Source organism: Psychrobacter sp. NPDC064578, assembly GCF_044901245.1.
In the GTDB taxonomy this organism is placed as follows: Bacteria; Pseudomonadota; Gammaproteobacteria; order Pseudomonadales; family Moraxellaceae; genus Psychrobacter; species Psychrobacter cibarius_C.
On record NZ_JBJDPI010000016.1, the window covers coordinates 16,433 to 34,842 of the forward strand.

The window sequence follows — 18,410 nt, forward strand, 5'->3', positions numbered from 1 at the left end:
ACACTTATAAATACAATCAAAGACAATAGGTATAAAAAAATTATATCAAACCATATAAGGTGATTGACCATCATGGAAATGACGAATACTAACAGTTTAACGAGAGAAAGCGCCATCCAAACGGTTCACGATGAAGTGATGTTAAATGCAGCCTATATAGATGGCAAATGGATGACTATTGAAGCACCTGCTACCGATACTGCTGATGCTGATGCTGATGCTGATGCTGATGCTGATGCTGATGCTGATAGCTATGATTCGAATCATTATTCAAGTTATGACTTATATGATTCAAATTCGGGAACAATCATCGCTACCACTCGATTGTGTACCAAGGTACAGGTAGAAATGGCAGTCAATGCGGCTTCTGCGGCGTACCCATCTTGGTCGCAAACCGCCGTAAGCGAGCGCGCATCGTATCTCAATGCCATTGCCGAGACGATGGAGCAGCAGTTTGACAAATTGGTGGGATTGTCTGTATTAAATAATGGTAAGCCCATTGAAGAGGCAAAAATAGACGTGAGCGATGCCATTGCCTGCTATCGATATTATGCCAATCTCATCACAGAACAAGCGACTTGGTCGGAGGTATCTACCAGCGAGTCAAGCATACGCTTGCTAAAAACGTATGCGCCTGTTGGTATTTGCGCCCTTATTGTCCCATGGAATTTCCCAATGGTGACCACTGCTTGGAAGTTAGCTCCTGCATTGGCTGCAGGCTGTACGGTGCTATTGAAACCCTCTGAGGTGACATTATTGCCAGAGTTGATGCTGGGCAATATATTGTCTTATATTAAACTACCGAAAGGAGTCGTTAATATTTTACCGGGTGCAGCTGAAGTGGGCGCTGGCATGACCTGCCATCCATTAATCGACAAAATTTCTTTTACTGGTAGCAACGCCGTTGGTGAAAAGGTAATGAGCCAAGCGGCAAAAGGTATCAAAGATATCAGTCTAGAGCTGGGCGGTAAGTCAGCCATCGTCGTATGTGCAGATGCCGATATCGACCACGCTTGTGATTTAATCATCGGTGGCATATTTACCAATGCCGGTCAGATCTGTTCAGCCACCTCAAGACTGCTTGTTCATGAAAGCATTGCTCAGTCGTTGTTCGACACATTAAAAGTTAAGACAGAAAGTTTGCAAATTGGTGATGGCTTTGACACTGACACGCAAATGGGTCCACTGGTTAGTGAGCAGCAACTAAATCAAGTAAAAAAATATTTCGACATTGCTGCTGCCGAAAACCTGACTTGTCTCACAGGTGGTGAGGTCTTAAATCGACAAGGGTATTTTGCGATGCCGACGATTTATACCAATGTTCCAGTGACCAGTCAGTTATGGACAGAAGAGGTTTTTGGGCCGGTCTTAGTGAGTCAAACGTTTACCGACCATGCAGAGGCGATTGCTTTAGCCAATGATAGCCAGTTTGCTTTGGCCGCGAGCATTGTCAGCGCTGATGAAACGGCGGCAGTAGAGATGGCGCTACAGATTCAAGCAGGTCATATCTGGATCAATGAGCAACAAATTGTACTTCCAGAGTCAGGGTGGGGCGGCTTTAAGCAGAGCGGTATCGGTCGAGAGCTGGGTGTAGATGGCTTGTCTGCGTATCAAAAAAGCAAGCATGTGTTATTGAGTCATTAAACGTTGGGCGCTTTCATATCTTATTTAGCCATTGATATTGCTACCAATGGCTAAATAAGATATTTGCTTTGTAAATTAACTTTACTGGACTAAGAATGCCATTCGATATAAAATTGAGCAATCATTCAAATTTTATCGCTGTGCTTGTTTTTATATGAGATTACAGCTTTTGAGATGGAAAAACTATGTCACGTACCGCACTTTATAACCGTCAGGATGCCTTAGAACGCGCGTTACAGCTTTTTTGGCAAAAAGGCTTTCATGCTACTTCGTTAAAAGACATAGAAGAGGCGCTCGATATGCGTCCAGGAAGCATTTACGCTGCGTTTGGCAGTAAAGATGGATTATTTCAAGAAGCGTTAGACTACTATGCTCGTCTAGGTTTGAGTGAGCTTGAGCGGGTAATGGGCGCTTATCAATCACCGCTGTTGGGGTTAGCCGCTTTCGTGCGTCAGCTGGGTGGTATTCGTGATAAAGGGCTGCCGAGTCAGGCTTGCATGCTGGTCAAAAGTTTACTGGAGCTTGGTGCTCGTGAGCAGACAGCGCTACAAAAAGTTGAAATGCTGCTGGCAGGTATGGAGCTACGTTTTATAAATTACTTTACCGAAGCACAGCGGCTGGGTGAGCTTGATACTGAGCTCGATGCGACTAGGCTTGGACGACGACTACAGGCGGAAATCATGGGGCTGCGTGCTTTTGCGCAGCGTGATGTCGAAAGTGCAGCGGTGCAAGCGTTGGCTGAAGATATGGCGCTCTCTATAGAAGCGCTGCGTATTGATAAGCCTGTTGGCGTGTAAATGTAACTATGAAAAAAGGGTTGTAGAGGCGTTATATAGTCTAAGACTAATAACGCTTCTACAACCCTTAATGTTGAAGACCTAACCATCAATCAGATAATTTAGTCTGGCATGTCAGCCAACTGCTGCAATATACTTTTATAATTTTCAACACCTTGAGCACCGCTAATTAAATGACGCTCATTGAAAACCATAGATGGCACACTTTGAATGCCTTGTTGCTGCCAATGCTGCTTTTCTTTTTCTACCGCTGCAGCAAATCGTTGATCTTTTAAGACCGCCAGTGCTTCGCTACGATCCAGTCCGATTTCTGCTGCCACATCTGCAAGTACAGCACTGTCAGCCACATTTTTATTATCGACGAAATGTGCGACGAACAATGCTTGCTTTAGCTCGTGCATACGCCCTTGCTGATCGGCCCAATGCAGCAACTGATGCGCATTAAAAGTATTGTAAGTACGAAAGTCATCGGTAAACTGAAAATCAAATCCAGCTTTAGCACCTACTTCTGTCATTCTAGCTCGGTTCTCTTGAATGTCTTCAGCAGTCGTACCGTACTTCTCCATGATATGCTCACGATAGTTTCGTCCTTCGTGCGGCGTATTAGGATTTAACTCAAATGGATGCCAGTGAATCTCGTGCGGAGTGTTGGTTTGTTTTAATGCCTCGGCTAGTTGACTATAGCCGATAGCGCACCAAGGGCAGACCACGTCTGACACGATATCTATTCGTAATGGCTTTTTTAAATTACTCATAGTGGCTCCTTATTTGGTTCTTATATAATTAGACAGCTTTATGCCATTCAAACTTTTGGAAAGGCTTGTCGATTGGCGTGTTGGCCAAATGGTTGGTGTAGTTGCTCATCACTTTTTGAGCCGCTGCAAGAACCACTTCTAAAATCTGACGTTTAGTAAAGCCTGCATCTAAGAACGCTTGCACTGCGTCATCATTTACATTACCACGATCACGAACGACTGATAGCGTAAAGTCGCGTAATGCTTCTAGTTTTGCAGTTGGTAGTGGTGTCTCATTACGTAATGCTTCAGTGATTGCGTCGTCTACTTTCATGCTTTTGGCGATACCAGTATGAGCGGGTACACAGTAATGGCACTCATGTTCGACGTTGATGGTTTGCCATACGACCGTGACTTCCTCATCATCGAAACTGCTGTCTAAAAACAACTGATGCAGGCGTTGATAGCCTTCTAATAGCCCAGGTGCTTCAGCCATGACGGCATGTAGACCTGGGACTCTGCCAAATGCTTTGATAGATACATCAAGCAAATCTTTACTTTCTGCTGGGGCTGTATTTTTATCGTGTAGGGTAAATTCAGTCATATTAAAACCTTTTAATCATTATTAGTGAATTGTTGTAAAAGTAAGTGTGTATAAGCGACTTGAGAACCTATTATATAGTTGAGTGAATACTCAATTTAATAAGTGAGATTTTCGTGAGTCGCTCAACAACTGCAGCCACTATAATCCATTTTGAGCAATCGTTCAAATAATATTTGAGTGAATGCTCAAGTTGTTTGTAAATTTCGTTTACATTCAAAGCTAGGCGGCATCACGACAGTTATTTGTTTTTCTTAACCAAATTATTGCTAAATGGCATGGTTAACAATCCCCATAGCGAGGCATTTTGTTTGGCTGCTGGGTATTCTTTTAGCCCAATATCTAGCTCATTATCAGACTGCTTTGCTTTACCCTTATAACTACCAAAAATCCAATCCCACCAAATGACACTAAAACCATAGTTTGAGTTGGTCTCACTAACGCGTTGGCTGTGATGAATACGATGCAAAATCTGCGTCATCAATATTAAGCGCAGCGGTTTTTCAAGCGCAGGTGGCAGGCGAATATTGGCATGGTTAAATATCGCTAAGCCATTTAACGCAATCTCAAATATCAATACAGCGATGGCAGGAACACCCAATAAGCTAACGGCAGCGAGCTTTACTAGAATGCTTAAAACGATTTCAATGGGATGAAATCTAAGCCCTGTGCTGGCATCAACATGCGCATCAGCGTGATGGACTTTATGCAAACGCCATAGCATAGGCACGCGGTGAAATAATCGATGCTGCCAGTAAATGATGATGTCGAGCAATATCAAGCTTAGTATGACGACGACGATGCTTGGCAAATTGATGATATTAAATAGACCAATCCCATGCTGCTGATTATACAGCGCCACAGCCGTTAGACCGACAGGCACCGCTAAACGAGCAATAACTGACGAGATAAAAACCAAGCCAAAGTTAGCGAACCAGCGTTTGCTACTTTTGATTGGTGCTTGACGTGCAGGCATGCGCCATTCTATCAGCATCATAATCACTAAAATGCTTAAAAAGAACCCAAGCCGCCACCATACTTCGTTAGTCATTAGCTGCCTCTTAACTTATTCTATTTATATACTGTTTTTATCTATTTCTAGCTGCTTAAGGGTATGGTAGCCGCCATGGATACGGGTAAAAATCGTAATCGCGCAGGCAGTGGCAAAAATGCTGGCGAGTAATACAAAGTGCTGTGGCCACAGGCAAAAGGCGACAAACAGTGCGATGGTTTCGGTGCCCTCAGTCAAACCGTTTAAGTAATAAAAGCTTTTATATTTAAACTGTGGTTTATCCAGTGTAAACTTTTCCGCAGCAATGGCAAACGCTAAGAAGCTAGAGCCTGTGCCAATAAAGGTGGCCAGTAATAAAGCGCCAGCAATGGCATTCTGCTCAGGATTTGCCAAGATAAAACCCAGCGGAACTGCTGCATAAAAGAGAAAGTCGAGCGTAATATCTAAGTAGCCGCCTGCGCTTGAGCTTTGCTTTGCATAACGGGCTAAAGCGCCATCAAGACCATCAAAAATACGATTTAATGCAATGGCTGCCAGTGCGCCATACCAAAGCTCAAATGCGAGTAACGGCACCGCTAACATACCGATTAAAAAGCCTGCCACCGTGAGTTGATCAGCCGTAATACCGCGTTTATGCAAGACAACGACGACAGGGCTTAGTATCGGCTTAATCATGGGCGTAAGAAATTTATCTAGCATGCGCTTGCCTTTTGTATGATAAGTTCTAAATAAAATCGATACGATAATATCTGCATGCTACTGGAATAAATTTTGCTCAGCCTCTGTCAGCGTAGACACAGCAAGCAAGTAAAATTTATTCCAGTAGCACCGTCTCGGTTTTAAAGTGAATTAGCTATATTTTGTTTTGATTTTTAAGTTCTAAATCTAAAAGCATAGGCCTAAAACTATAGATCTAAATGAATCACTTTACCCTTTGCGGCCTCAGCATCGCTATGATCGTGCGTAACCATGATGGCAGGGAGTTTATGAGTGCGGATTTGCTCAAATACCAATTGACGCGTGTCTACTCGAAGTTGGGTATCTAACTTGCTAAAAGGCTCATCGAGTAGTATCGCTTTTGGCTCGCTGAGCAAAGTACGCAGTAGTGCAACTCGTGCTTGTTGCCCACCTGATAAATTATCGGGATGGCGACTTCCCATGCCTGCTAAACCCACTTGTGCCAGCGCTTGTTCTATTTTTTCACTACGCTGTTTTTTATCACTTTTAGGCATCGCAAACGCAATATTATCCGCGACCGATAAATGTGAGAACAGCAGGGCATTTTGATACAGTACCCCAATATGGCGCAGGTGCGTCGGCAGATGGCTTACATTTTCATAATTTAGCCAGACCTCACCAGTAGCGGTAAAACTATTTGGTAAGGTACCTGTCAGCCAGTTCAATAAGCTCGATTTGCCACTGCCAGATGGCCCCATGACAGTCAATATTTCACCACCAGCAATATGCTCATCTAGGCTGAGTAGTAGCGTGCCTTGTCGATATAACTGTAAGTCTTTTATCTGTAAAGATGATTGCATCAAGGACCCTTTATGTACGTTTTTAACAACTGATATTTTCACAGCTACCTGACTCTTAACTTAATATGGACGAACGTAGGCTGTTTCTTTAAAGTGGAGCGCTTATAGATATTATTTCTAACGAGTGCCACTTTTAAAGAAATACTTCGGCAATACCCATGCCAATATAAAGCCAATTAACGGTAACACCATTTGGATGATGGCATACACCGCACTGGTGCGCCTACTGGCACCATTTGCAAGAGTCACCGCTTCGGTGGTGATGGTGGCGATTCGTCCGCCGCCTGCCAATAACGTCGGCAAATATTGACCAAAGCTAATGGCTAAACCAAGGGCAATGGCAATTAACAACGGCGCAAATAATTGTGGTAATTTTACCTGTAAAAATACTTTGGCTGGTGTCGCACCAAGGCTTGCCGCCACATGAGCAAAACGTGGGTCTAGACGCCGATAGCTACTGGCAAGTGATAAAAACACATAGGGCAGCACAAAGAGCAGATGCGTAAACGCCACATTCAAAAATGCCGTTTGGTTATTTACCAATTGCTGTAGCCATACTAAGCCAAATAAAAAGGCAATACTGGGCACTAATAGCGGCAAATAGATAATTAAACTGGTAAAAGTTGAGAGTGGTTTTTTACTTAATTGTTCAGCTTCCAAACATAATAAAGTCAGCACGATGGCGAATAGGGTACTCACGATACCGATCGTAATGGTATTAAATAATGGCGTACTCATTTGCGTAAAGGCGCTTTGAAAATTTAATAACACCAACTGCTCTGGCAATACAGCTGGGAAACGCCAAAAACCAGCTACTGACCACATGACCAGACCAACGAGCGCCAGCAAGATAAAGCCAATCACCACAGTGGTCAACGCGGCGGTGATTTTTTGCCAGAGTGCATCGGCATAGTGGCGCTTACCATTTATCAACGTGCCATTAAAGCAAGTTTTTATCGCTCTCTCGCTACCAAGCCACAAGGCGATTAAACCACCCGTCAACGCCAGCTGTAATAACGCGCCCGCCGAGGCTTTTATACGTAAGTTTAAATCCACATCGTTAAACCACTGCATGATAGTGACCGCCAGTGTAGGTGGCGTGTTTGGACCCAATATCAATGGCATTTCTACGCTGGCACTAGCATAGGCAAGCACGGCTAAGATAGGCAAACGTAAAAAAGGATAGAGGATTGGGAGTACGGCTTTAAAAAAGGCAGTGATGGGATAATAACCGAGATTTAGCGCGACTTTATATTGTTGACGCAGCTTTTTACCAAGCTCTGGTTGTGCCAAAGCGCCTAGTGCCATAAGTAATAAAAACGGCAGCTCTTTTAACGTCAAACCTAAAATAATACTGATGCCGTACGGGTCATGTGGAAACATACCGCCTGGCGCCAACTCCCAGCCACTTAGCCATGGTGAGATAAGGCGTGAAAACATACCAGAAGGCGCAATTAAAAAACCAACCGCGATGGCTGCCGCTGCATGAGGAATGACCAAGATTGGGCTCAGCAAACGCTCAATACGCGTTAGCCAAACACTATTAAAAAATGCCGCCAATATCATTAAGGTCATGACAAAAGCGAATAAGGTGCTGATTAATCCAGTAGCGATGCTTAACGCTACCATTTGGGTAAGACCAGGCGTCTGCCAAAGATCGTTAAAGCCTTGTAGACTCATGGTCGTTTTCTCAAGGGCAGGTACCCAGCTAAAGGCAGGTAACAGCACGCTGAGCAAACCACCGAGCACGGGTAATATCAGCAGTAGCAGTAAAAGTTTCGGACTCAAAGATACAATGCGCGTAAATAGATCTGTTTTATAAGGATCTATCGTTCTAGTGCTTGCATCAGCCGTTTTATTATTAGAATCTTTACTCATGGGCTGACCCCATAACGTGTCTGCCAGCCTTGCATAATGGCATCAACCCAGCTTGGATCTGGTTCATTTACGGTACGTTTTATCGCGTCAACCGGTAGGGCGCTCGGATGCGGTTTGTTAGTCTTGAATAGCGCTTGTTGCTCAGGGTCAAGCGTAGATTGCACGAGTACGGTTTTATCACCCCATACAGCAGGCGTTTGCTTTTTAGCCTGTGCTTCTGGGCTCAGCAAAAAGTTTGCCACCAGCTGCGCGGCTTGCGGATGGCTGGCATTATAAGGAATGGCCACAAAATGGGTGTTACTCAAGCTGCCATCACTCATTGCATAGCTACGAATGCTCTCGGGTAAGTCATAACGCTGCACGGCCGCGGGTACTTCAGGTGCAGAAAAAGTAAAGGCCAAACTCAGCTCGGTATCATCGACCAAGCGTCGCATGTGCGCGCCCGTTTGCACAAATTGCTCACCCTTGCGCCATAGAGTGGGATGTAAATCATCTAAAAATGCCCATAAAGGGGCTAATACCATATCTGTATTTTGCTCAGTGGCTGGCAGGTTGAGCTGTGCGTTGATATTTTTGCCTGTCTTAGCATCATGTTGCTCGTGCAGCATGACTAAGGCATATTTTAAAAAGCTCATGCCTAAAAAGTCAGGCGGCTTTGGATAGCTAAAGCGTCCAGGATTTTGCGCGGTCCAATTGACTAGCTGATTTAAAGTGGTTGGTGGCTTATTCGTTGATAAACTGTCGTAATAAAAGGTTAGTGAGGCTTGACCCCATGGTGCTTCCATACCATTGGTCGGCACACCAAAATCAAAGTTAACGGTAGGATTATTCTCTGGATCGGTCAATGCAAAGTTAGGGAGCTTGTTCGCCCATTGTTTCAGTAATAATGAATTCTCACTCATGGTGGCAAAGTTTGCGCCATTTATCCAGATGAGATCAACGCTGCCTTTATCGTTGTTATTGGCAGATTTTTCTGCGAGTACGCGACTGACGGCTTCACTGGTGTCGCTCAATTTCACATGAACCAAGTTAATATTATATTTATCGTCGACTTGCTTGGCGGCCCACTGTAGATAGGCGTTGATCTGCGGGTCACCGCCCCATGCATAAAAGTAGACGTCTTGGTTTTCCCCTTGCGCCTCTATTTGCTGCCAAGATGATAAATTTTGATTAAGGTTACCAGTAGTGGGTGAGGCAGTGCTTGCTGATATACCAACACAAATGCTAAGCACCATAGCATAGGCGCTATAGCAGCTTAGATTTTTTAACGTGGTCAAAGCTGGTAGAGATTTAATAACGTACATTTAAGTTTCCGTTATGATGATATGTTTTTAGCGCAGTGAATAAAAACCCAGCTAACCTCGACGCCATGTATGGTATTTCTCAAGCCAGTTTAATACCGTTTCGGGCGCATGATTGCGTTTCCATTCACCAGCAGCGTACTTATTAGCCTCTGCCCACGTTGGATACATATGGATAGTGCCGAGTATTTTATTTAGTCCTAAGCCGTGCTTCATCGCCAGTATGAATTCTGGCATTAAATCCCCAGCATGTTCAGCGACGATGGTCACGCCAAGTATTTTATCTTTGCCTTTAGGCGTAATGACTTTGATAAAACCATGATTAGCACTTTCCGTCACCGCGCGATCTAAGTCTTTAAAGTCGTAGCGGGTAATTTCAAAATCGATACCTTTTTCGATAGCTTCTTGCTCATTTAAGCCCACGCGTGCGACTTCTGGATCAATAAAAGTCGTCCACGGAATCACGCGGTAATCTACTTTAAACTTCTTTAAATGTCCAAATAAACCATTTACGGCAGCGTACCATGCCTGATGGGAAGCCACATGAGTAAATTGATAAGGGCCGACGACATCACCTGCGGCGTATATATTAGGGTAGAGGGTTTCTAGATAGTCATCCGTGTCGATGGTACGCTCCGTTTCGATGCCCAAATCTTCAAGACCATAACCTTCTAAGCGGGCACTACGTCCAACGGCACAAAGCAATTCGTCATATTCAATAGCGATTTCTTGCTTGTTTTGACGGTCTTGCTTGTCGGTACTGCCGCCTTGCGCTTCAACGATAATGAACTTTTTACCATTGCGAGCTTCACAGCGAATCGCTTGATGCGAGGTTAAGATATTCACACCACTCTCCACGAGCACTTTCTGCGCAAATTCAGAGACTTCCACGTCTTCCTTTTTCATGAGACGCGCGCCTCTTTCGATCTGGGTCACATCGGATCCTAAGCGTGCAAAGGCGTGCGCCAGCTCAGAGCCGATTGGCCCGCCGCCAAGGACCACCAGCTTTTTCGGTGCTGCTTCTAATTCGGCAAATTTATTCCATATGGTATCGCTGGTCACATAGCCGGTTTCTTCCAAACCTGGCAAGTCTGGTATAAATGGGCGCGCACCAGTAGCGATAACGATGGAACGTGCGGTGAGTGTTTGCGTGCCGCCATCGTTTAGCGCAATCTCTACTGTCCACGGATCGATGAGTTTGGCATAGCCTTTTAATACTTCGACACCCAAGTCCGTATAACGCTCGACGCTATCATTTGGCGCGATGTCAGCGATAACTTGATGGATGCGGGTCATGACGTTCTTAAATGAAAACTCTGGTGGTGTGTTTTCCAAGCCATAACGTTCAGCATTGCGCATCTGTTCTGCGACTTTTGCGCTTTTAATCAGGGCTTTACTGGGTACACAGCCATAGTTTAAGCAGTCACCGCCCATCTCGCCCGCTTCGATTAAGGTTACTTTTGCTCGGACGGTCGCCGCGATATAGCTAGTGACTAGCCCGCCAGCACCTGCGCCAATCACGAGCATGTTCCGGTCGAATTTTTTAGGTTTGCTATAGTTTTTATAGACGCGGCGTTTTTTTAGCATATTTAATATGCCTTTTGCTATTAATGGGAAAAAACCTAACAACGCAAATGAGACAATCAAATTAAACGATAAAATCCCCGACAAACTGTCGATTTGCGCCAATTGCGTACCTGCATTGACATATACGAAGGTGCCAGCGAGCATACCGATTTGGCTTACCCAGTAGAATGTCCTCGCTTTAATCGCGGTGACACCCATCAATAGGTTAATCAAAAAGAACGGAAATATCGGCACTAAGCGCAGGGTAAATAAGTAAAATCCGCCTTCTTTTTCGACGCCAGCATCAATGGCTGCTAAGCGCTCAGGAAAGCGCTGTTTAATCGTATCACGCAGTAAATAGCGTGAGGTTAAAAAGGCGAGTGTCGCGCCAATACTGGAGGCAAATGAGGCGACCAATAAGCCTTGCCATAAACCAAACAATGCGCCAGCTGCCAAGGTTAAAATAGCGGCACCCGGTAAGGAGAGGGCGGTGACGACGATATAAAGTAAAAAGAATCCACCGATAATCAATAATGGTGATTGCGCTTTGTAGTCGTTAAATTGCGTCATCGACCCTTTTAAACCGTCAAGCGTCAATAATTGATTGAGGTCAAAGTAGAAAAAGCTTGCTGCTAATATTAATATTAACAGTATTAACAATATTCTTTTAATCATAAAATATCCGGCTAATTAGTAGAGCGAAGGCTAAAGTCATCGTCATTCTTTTATGATTAAGAACCTTGACCATGTTAGTGGTAATGACAAGTTAGTGGTAACGACAATTGCGTTAAGTTTTTTGCATGGTTTGTGCATTTATATACAATAAAACAGCTCACTCAGTAGTCTTCATAGTATAGAGCTTGAGTTTCGTAGGCTAGTATTTATATTCTTGCATGTTCAATCCAGCCCAATCTAACGACAAACATGACTGATGTTTAGGCTAAAGAAACTTTTTTGCCCAAGGTTAAGGTATCCCAATCTCTCATTAAGAAAAGCGCCAAACACGCAGCCAACATCGGCCATGCTGTAAAGAACAGCAAGTTATCAAAAGGCTTGAGATATAAGCCAAAGGTTGAGAACGTCGAAATCGCATGAAGTAGCAAGATAATGCCGTAAGTCCAAGTTTTGAATAATCCTGTGACAAACAACAGAATGAGGATGAATTGAGCCGCGCCAATGACATAAAACACGGTGTCGCCTATACTTTCAAAACCATAAAAACTAGAAAAAACGCCTGCGGCATGATCAGGATTAATAAGCTTATCTAAAGTCCAGACTAAAAAAACAATGAAAATACCCAGTCGAAGCAATAACAGTGAAAGAGGGAGATGTTTTGGCATAAGTTATTTCTTCTTAATAAGCGTTAAAAGTGAGTGCAAAAGAGTTTGGCAAGTCTAATCAATGAAATATATGGCAATGACTACTATTGTCAGGCAGTAAGCATGAATAAAGTGTTTGTTTTGAGTGATTACTCAAAATTAGACAAAATACTAACGCTCAGTAAGTCAATAAACCGCATTGTAGTTGTTATTGAATGGTTGTTCAAGTTCGTAGCCTCAAGCATGCTACTGTTCCAGAGCATCGTTACGTTTTTCAACCAAAGCAGCAATGCTTGGTTAAAGGTGGTCGCTTTTTGTACAATAAAAAGCCCTTCATAGACTGATATAATCCATGAAAGGCTTTTCGCTGACATCATAAGTATGATGAAATTAAGCGGTTACCACATCAAATCATCTGGAATCACATAGGCGGCATAAGGATCATCTTCTGCCAGTACTTCTTCTGATGTATCGTTAGACACGACCATGAAGCCCTCCATTTTTGCATCGATGCGATCTGCCAACGGACGAGGAAGGAGGGCATAGCCTTCTTCTAAGCGTGCAATCACCACATGACCGGCGACGATTTGGTCATATAGTTTTTGAGTGACAAAGATTTTTTTAACCTTAGCATTATCGACAAATTGATAATTAACATCGCCATTGGTATCGGCAATCTGATGCTGCTTAATCATCTGTACGATATTAGCCTTGAGCATCTTCTCTTCTAAAATACGTTGCTTTTCTTGATTGAGCTTTTGATCTTTCTCTAGTTTTTTCGATTGGGCTCCTGCCAACGCTTTTTTCGCTTCCATGCTTTCTGAGTCACCAGTACGCTTGGCATGCTGAGTCTGCTTGCTGATTTTCTTGGCTTTTTTGCTATCCACCAATCCCGCTTTTAATAACTGAGCCTGTAGGGCATTTTTTGCCATAATTCCATCACCTAGATAAGGATACTTAAATCATAAATGCTAAAAAACCATTGTAGCAAAATTCGCTACGGCATGTTGTTAGACGATGACAAGACTTTTTTTAATTATGGTAGAAGTGGGCACACATCGCTGGCTGAAGCCGTTTAAATTGGTTATTATCAAGGCAATGGATACGCTTTTTTTGCCGTTATATTTTTTGGTAACCATGTACTTTGGTAACTATGTTTTTCGGTGACCATATTTATAGTGGGTATAGAAAGCTGTATAGGATTAAATCGTTAAATTTAAGGACGGAATATGACAACATCACAGCACATTTTAGCCTGTATAGACGGCTCGGCAGTGACCGAATCGGTTTGTGACTATGCAGCATGGTATGCCAGTAAGTTAAATTTACCTGTAGCGTTGTTGCATGTGAGTGAGGTTCCAGCCTCGACCAGACGCGATTTGTCAGGCGCAATAGGAGTCAATAGCCGCCAGTTTCTATTAGAAGAATTGACGCAGTTAGACGAGCAAAGAGCGAAGGTGGTGAACAATTATAGTAATGCTTTGGTGCAAGACGCCAAAAGCCATATCCAAGGCAACTTTACTCAAGTCGATATTCGTATCTATCAACGTCGCGGCAAGCTGTTACCTGCCATTGAACATTTTAAAGCAGAAAATCGTGCCATCGTCATGGGACGCCGAGGTGAAGATCACAAAAGCAGCCGTATTAATATCGGTAGCCAAATCGAAACCGTTGCCCGCGCATCTGACGTTCCTATATTAATTTGCTCAGAGACGTTCAAAGAACCCAGCTCATATATGATAGCTTTTGATGGTAGCAAAACGGCTATTAAAGCAGCGTGGATGGTTGCGAGGAGTCCTGTGCTAAAAGGATTGCAAGGTCATATCGTCATGATAGGCAATCATAACGACGCGTCAAAACAAAGCTTAAGCGCCGCAGCGGCACAATTGGAGGACGCAGGTTTTAGCGTAGCGGCGCATCATTTATCTGCCTCCGATGCCGTCGACGGCTTGTTAAGGTTTCAGGTAGAAAACAACATTGATATCATGGTAGTGGGTGCTTATGGACATTCGAAATTGCAACAATTATTTCTTGGTAGTACCACGACAGAAATTATCGCCAGCACGCTATCTCCTGTGATTTTAGTACGTTGAAAACTCGGTAAGGTTTATAATAGCGAGGTGCAATCATTGCGCCTTTAGCTGTCGATAACGTTCAATAATCATATCTGACGTTTGCTAAAGGATCATCTCATCATACTATTTTTGGACATGATTTTATGCTTATTAATGCAGACTTTACTCGCCGAGCTGCCCTTATAACTGAGCAACACCAGTGGATTAAGTCACCACAAAATGGGGTAGAGCGCGTGATGCTTGACCGTGTGGGTGCAGAAAAAGCACGTGCCACTAGCCTTGTACGCTATGCGCCCAATTCTTATTTTCCGCACCATCTACATCCGGGTGGTGAAGAGATTTTAGTATTGTCAGGTACTTTTTCTGCAGATGACAAACATTACCCAGCAGGGTGGTATTTGCGCAATCCACCGACTTCAGGACACAAGCCTTATAGTGATGAAGGCACAGTGATTTTCGTCAAGCTACGTCAAATGCCAGCTGATGAACCTCATTATGTGGCTATCGATACTAAAGATAAGGCTCATTGGCAACAACAGGGCAGCCGTGATGTTTGTCCTCTATTCTCAGGTGATAATGAGCAAGTGAGTTTGCAGCGTATCAAGGCAGGCGAGTTACTGTTTAATGAGGCAGTCTGTGGCGGTGCAGAAATACTGGTGTTAGCAGGCGAGTTGATAGATGAGGGTCAAGTTTATCAGCGCGGCGGCTGGATACGTCTGCCAGCAGGTGAGCATGCGCAAATACAGGCAGGATCTGAAGGAGCTACAGTGTATCTCAAGACAGGTCATTTAATGCAAGTGATAGGGTTGTAAGCATTTTTCTGAGCTGAGCATGCGGTGTGCGTGAATAATCCATAACCAAGTTGTTTGGTTGTAGATTATTCACGCTGGCTTTAGGCACTATATTATCTACGTACAATCAATGCCGCACTATCAAAGTCGCTTTCCACTAAAAATCCTATCTCCATGAGTATCAAGTGACAATGACCATTTCATATATTATTCAATATATAATATTCGACTAATCATAAATTTTATTTATACCTATATAGCTTTTCTATTAAAAAAAATTGTTGAATAGCCATGTCTAACGGGTATTTTCCAACAACCATTCCTTTCGTTTACTGGTCTTCTTATTAATAAAAAATCCTAGACAACGACACTTTCTCTACCGAGATAGTGCGATAAGTCGTCATGCTGAGTCATTGATTGAGATTTCTCATCTAACTTTTTATACCTTATCGCTTTATCGGCACTCACTTAGCGGCACTCACTTAGCGGTTTTTAAATATTTACGTCGAAAAAATTCAGCTACCACCTAAGCACTCCTGCATGAGAAACGATCTTAATTCCCCTATATCTCCGTGGTAAAAAACGCATCCTCAGTTATTAAAAAAACCTATAGGAGTTAATCTATTCTTGTATATTCACATATTTGAATAAATTGATTTCAATGATAAAAAGCGAAGAATAAACAGTAGGTTATGCCAATTAATGATTTTCATAGATTTAATGATTGATCATACAAAGCTAGCTCAAACAGTTTTTTTTATATTCGAATATAAGAATATTTATAGAATTTAAAAAAAATATATGATTGCAATAAAAATATAGCGAGCTATAATAAAGTTTATGTTGTGGTAATAATAAAAGAGTAAGCGCTTTATAAAAAAGCGTATTAGATTTTTTTGTTTGGTTATGTAGAAATACTAAGGTGAAAATAAAGGGATAGAACTTTACTGAATTTTTCGTTTATTAGGATGAAATGCTATGGATAGCAGAAATTTACTATTACCAGTAACACTTTGTGCAGCAATGAGCCTATTAGGCTGTCAAACGGTAAAAAATGAGCGAATGTCATTTAATTCTGACTCTCATTATCAAGTTAAACAAGCTATGTGGGATAAAAATGGCGAATTGTTCCGCGTACCCATCGACAGTAATTTGAAAGCCAGTGAGAGTAGGGTTGTTGTTTTTCGTCATGCTGATGATAGTGAGAATCAAAATAATATCAATATAAGTATTGGGCGTGATGAGGTTTTTCATACCAGTCTACAGAATGGTTATTATTCAGAAAAAATTATTTGCCATGGCTCTCAGCTTATCAGTGCTTCTATCTTAGATAAAGAAAGCGGTAAGATTGTTTCTTATTCTGAGAGTTATCCGCTTATACCTCAAACAACGACGTATTTAAAAATAAGTCTATCAAAGGCAGGTAACCCTACTATTCAGCAAGTATCAGCTGATGAAGCCTTGTCATTATTAAATCAAAGTATGCGTCAAAACCATCAAATAAGCCGTGTTTTATCAAACTGTAATACGGCAAACCAAATGCTACCGCAAACCTCTCTCCAAAGTTCTTCGACTAACAATCAAATAAAAATTAAAAATCCTAAGCAATTCAATATATTGTTTGATTTTGATAGTGCAGATATGACAAGTAATAATCATGCTGTGCTAGATGGTATGGTGGATTTTATTCATTCTTATCCAAAATCGGACGTTACCTTAGAAGGTCACACCGATAGCAGAGGGTCTGAAAGTTATAATCTCAAGCTTTCTCAGTCCCGTGCAAACCTCGTTAAAGATATTTTAATAGATCAATATGGTATTGAAGCTATGCGTTTAAGCGCTATAGGTTATGGTGAGTCTATGCCTATCGATACCAATGACACTGAGCAGGGACGGCAAAATAACCGCCGAGTTGTTGCTACTGTTAGCCAAGACAACCAACCAAATTAACTCATCATTCTAAATTGATACTTATTTCATTTAGAATTAATTAATCAAGGATGATTTTATGAGCACTATCACTGTCAAAGTAAACACGCAAAATGAAACGGTTGCTGAACACAAGGTCGTCACAAAGCAGGGCACACCTACTACAATAAAAGCCGCCGATAAAATTAATTATGAGCTCCTTGATGAAGCAACTGGTCGAGCTCCGAACCATATTGTTACTAAGCGAATAGATAAAGATCTTCATATTTCTTTTGAAAATGACAGTCTAGACCCTGATCTCATTATTGAAGGATTCTATGATGATATTGATAGCGCGCTCATTGGCTTCGCTGAAGATGGTAGTTATTATTACTATGTTCCTGATACAGGTGAAGTGGCAGATTATGTCACTGAGCTACAGATGGGTGATATACAAGGTCAGGCGCTAGGTGGGAATGCCCAAGCGACTCCTTGGTGGGTAGGTGCTACAGAAGCTGAGAGCTTTGATGCATTGCCATGGCTAGTTGGTCTTGCAGGAGTAGGGTTAATAGGCGCTGCTCTAGGTAGTAGTGATAATGATAACAATAATAATGACAATAGGCCTTCAATTGATATCACAGCTCCCGATGCGCCAACAGATTTAGTAATCAGTGAAGATGGTAGTAAAGTAACGGGTAAGGGTGAGCCAGGTGCCAACGTTGAAATCACAGATCCAAATGGTACTACCATTGGGGAAGGTATAGTTAATGAAAATGGTGAATTTGAAGTTGACTTGGTTCCACCGCAAGTAGATGGAGAAGAAATAGAAGCAACCTTAATAGATAATGCAGGGAATACTTCTGATTCCACCAATATAGTAGCTCCTGATTTAACCGCGCCTGATGCGCCAACCGCTGAGATTAATCCTGAAGGTACGCTTATTACAGGAACTACAGAGCCGGATGCCATTGTTAGTGTAGACACAAATGGTGATGGTGATCCTGATTATACAGTGACTGCCGACGAAGACGGTAACTATGAGGTGGACACCAGTGATATGCCACTAGTCGATGGTGAGACTATCACTGTGACGGCCACTGATATAGCGGGGAATAAGTCTGAGCCTACTGATATTTTGGCAGAAGACACCGCCGCGCCTGATGCCCCAACCGACATTACCGTTGGCAATGGTGACGGCTTCCTCAGCGCCGCAGAAATTGATATTGATGGCAACGTAGACGTTGTC

General features: G+C 42.7%; 16 protein-coding genes. 6 read left to right on the forward strand and 10 right to left on the reverse strand.

Annotated features, from left to right (window positions below):
* The first annotated feature begins 72 nt into the window (after positions 1-72).
* Together ACI2JM_RS14290 and ACI2JM_RS14295 are read left to right on the forward strand one after the other, a co-directional pair.
* A complete protein-coding gene (locus ACI2JM_RS14290) occupies positions 73-1,644 on the forward strand; it encodes an aldehyde dehydrogenase family protein (protein ID WP_404645049.1) in 1,572 nt (523 codons plus the stop codon).
* Between the two features lie 185 nt (positions 1,645-1,829).
* Positions 1,830-2,441 (forward strand): TetR/AcrR family transcriptional regulator, encoded by a 612-nt coding sequence (locus tag ACI2JM_RS14295; protein WP_201554052.1) that lies wholly within the window; start codon positions 1,830-1,832, stop codon positions 2,439-2,441.
* Positions 2,442-2,542: 101 nt separating this feature from the next.
* Here ACI2JM_RS14295 and ACI2JM_RS14300 read toward each other — a convergent pair whose 3' ends face one another.
* From ACI2JM_RS14300 to ACI2JM_RS14345, 10 genes are all read right to left on the reverse strand, one after another.
* Positions 2,543-3,196, reverse strand: a complete 654-nt coding sequence (locus ACI2JM_RS14300) for a DsbA family protein (RefSeq protein ID WP_404645051.1) — start codon at positions 3,194-3,196, stop codon at positions 2,543-2,545.
* 28 nt (positions 3,197-3,224) lie between these two features.
* Positions 3,225-3,779, reverse strand: coding sequence for a carboxymuconolactone decarboxylase family protein (locus tag ACI2JM_RS14305; protein WP_404645053.1), 555 nt, complete (start codon positions 3,777-3,779; stop codon positions 3,225-3,227).
* A gap of 238 nt (positions 3,780-4,017) precedes the next feature.
* Entirely contained in the window at positions 4,018-4,827 is an 810-nt protein-coding gene (locus ACI2JM_RS14310; protein ID WP_404645055.1) for a sterol desaturase family protein, read from the reverse strand.
* A 24-nt stretch (positions 4,828-4,851) separates the two neighbouring features.
* A complete protein-coding gene (locus ACI2JM_RS14315) occupies positions 4,852-5,487 on the reverse strand; it encodes a CDP-alcohol phosphatidyltransferase family protein (protein ID WP_404645057.1) in 636 nt (211 codons plus the stop codon).
* 206 nt (positions 5,488-5,693) lie between these two features.
* Positions 5,694-6,326 carry an ATP-binding cassette domain-containing protein gene (locus ACI2JM_RS14320; protein WP_404645059.1) on the reverse strand — a complete coding sequence of 211 codons (633 nt, stop codon included), beginning with the start codon at positions 6,324-6,326 and terminating at the stop codon, positions 5,694-5,696.
* Between the two features lie 117 nt (positions 6,327-6,443).
* Complete coding sequence (locus ACI2JM_RS14325) at positions 6,444-8,204, reverse strand: ABC transporter permease (RefSeq protein WP_404645061.1); 1,761 nt, start codon at positions 8,202-8,204, stop codon at positions 6,444-6,446.
* Entirely contained in the window at positions 8,201-9,508 is a 1,308-nt protein-coding gene (locus ACI2JM_RS14330; protein ID WP_404645063.1) for an ABC transporter substrate-binding protein, read from the reverse strand. The genes ACI2JM_RS14325 and ACI2JM_RS14330 overlap by 4 nt, the downstream gene beginning before the upstream one ends.
* Before the next feature lie 51 nt (positions 9,509-9,559).
* A complete protein-coding gene (locus ACI2JM_RS14335) occupies positions 9,560-11,746 on the reverse strand; it encodes an FAD-dependent oxidoreductase (protein ID WP_404645065.1) in 2,187 nt (728 codons plus the stop codon).
* Between the two features lie 260 nt (positions 11,747-12,006).
* On the reverse strand, positions 12,007-12,411 hold the full coding sequence (locus ACI2JM_RS14340; protein WP_404645067.1) for a hypothetical protein: 405 nt from the start codon (positions 12,409-12,411) through the stop codon (positions 12,007-12,009).
* 377 nt (positions 12,412-12,788) lie between these two features.
* Positions 12,789-13,322 carry a DUF2058 domain-containing protein gene (locus ACI2JM_RS14345; protein WP_404645069.1) on the reverse strand — a complete coding sequence of 178 codons (534 nt, stop codon included), beginning with the start codon at positions 13,320-13,322 and terminating at the stop codon, positions 12,789-12,791.
* 297 nt (positions 13,323-13,619) lie between these two features.
* On the opposite strand from ACI2JM_RS14345, the gene ACI2JM_RS14350 reads away from it, so the two are divergent.
* From ACI2JM_RS14350 to ACI2JM_RS14365, 4 genes are all read left to right on the forward strand, one after another.
* Complete coding sequence (locus tag ACI2JM_RS14350; protein ID WP_404645071.1) at positions 13,620-14,483, forward strand: universal stress protein; 864 nt, start codon at positions 13,620-13,622, stop codon at positions 14,481-14,483.
* Between the two features lie 125 nt (positions 14,484-14,608).
* On the forward strand, positions 14,609-15,277 hold the full coding sequence (locus ACI2JM_RS14355) for a cupin domain-containing protein (RefSeq protein WP_404645073.1): 669 nt from the start codon (positions 14,609-14,611) through the stop codon (positions 15,275-15,277).
* Between the two features lie 957 nt (positions 15,278-16,234).
* Entirely contained in the window at positions 16,235-17,206 is a 972-nt protein-coding gene (locus ACI2JM_RS14360) for an OmpA family protein (RefSeq protein ID WP_404645075.1), read from the forward strand.
* A 58-nt stretch (positions 17,207-17,264) separates the two neighbouring features.
* On the forward strand, positions 17,265-18,410 hold a 1,146-nt coding region (locus ACI2JM_RS14365), incomplete at its 3' end, for an Ig-like domain-containing protein (protein ID WP_404645077.1).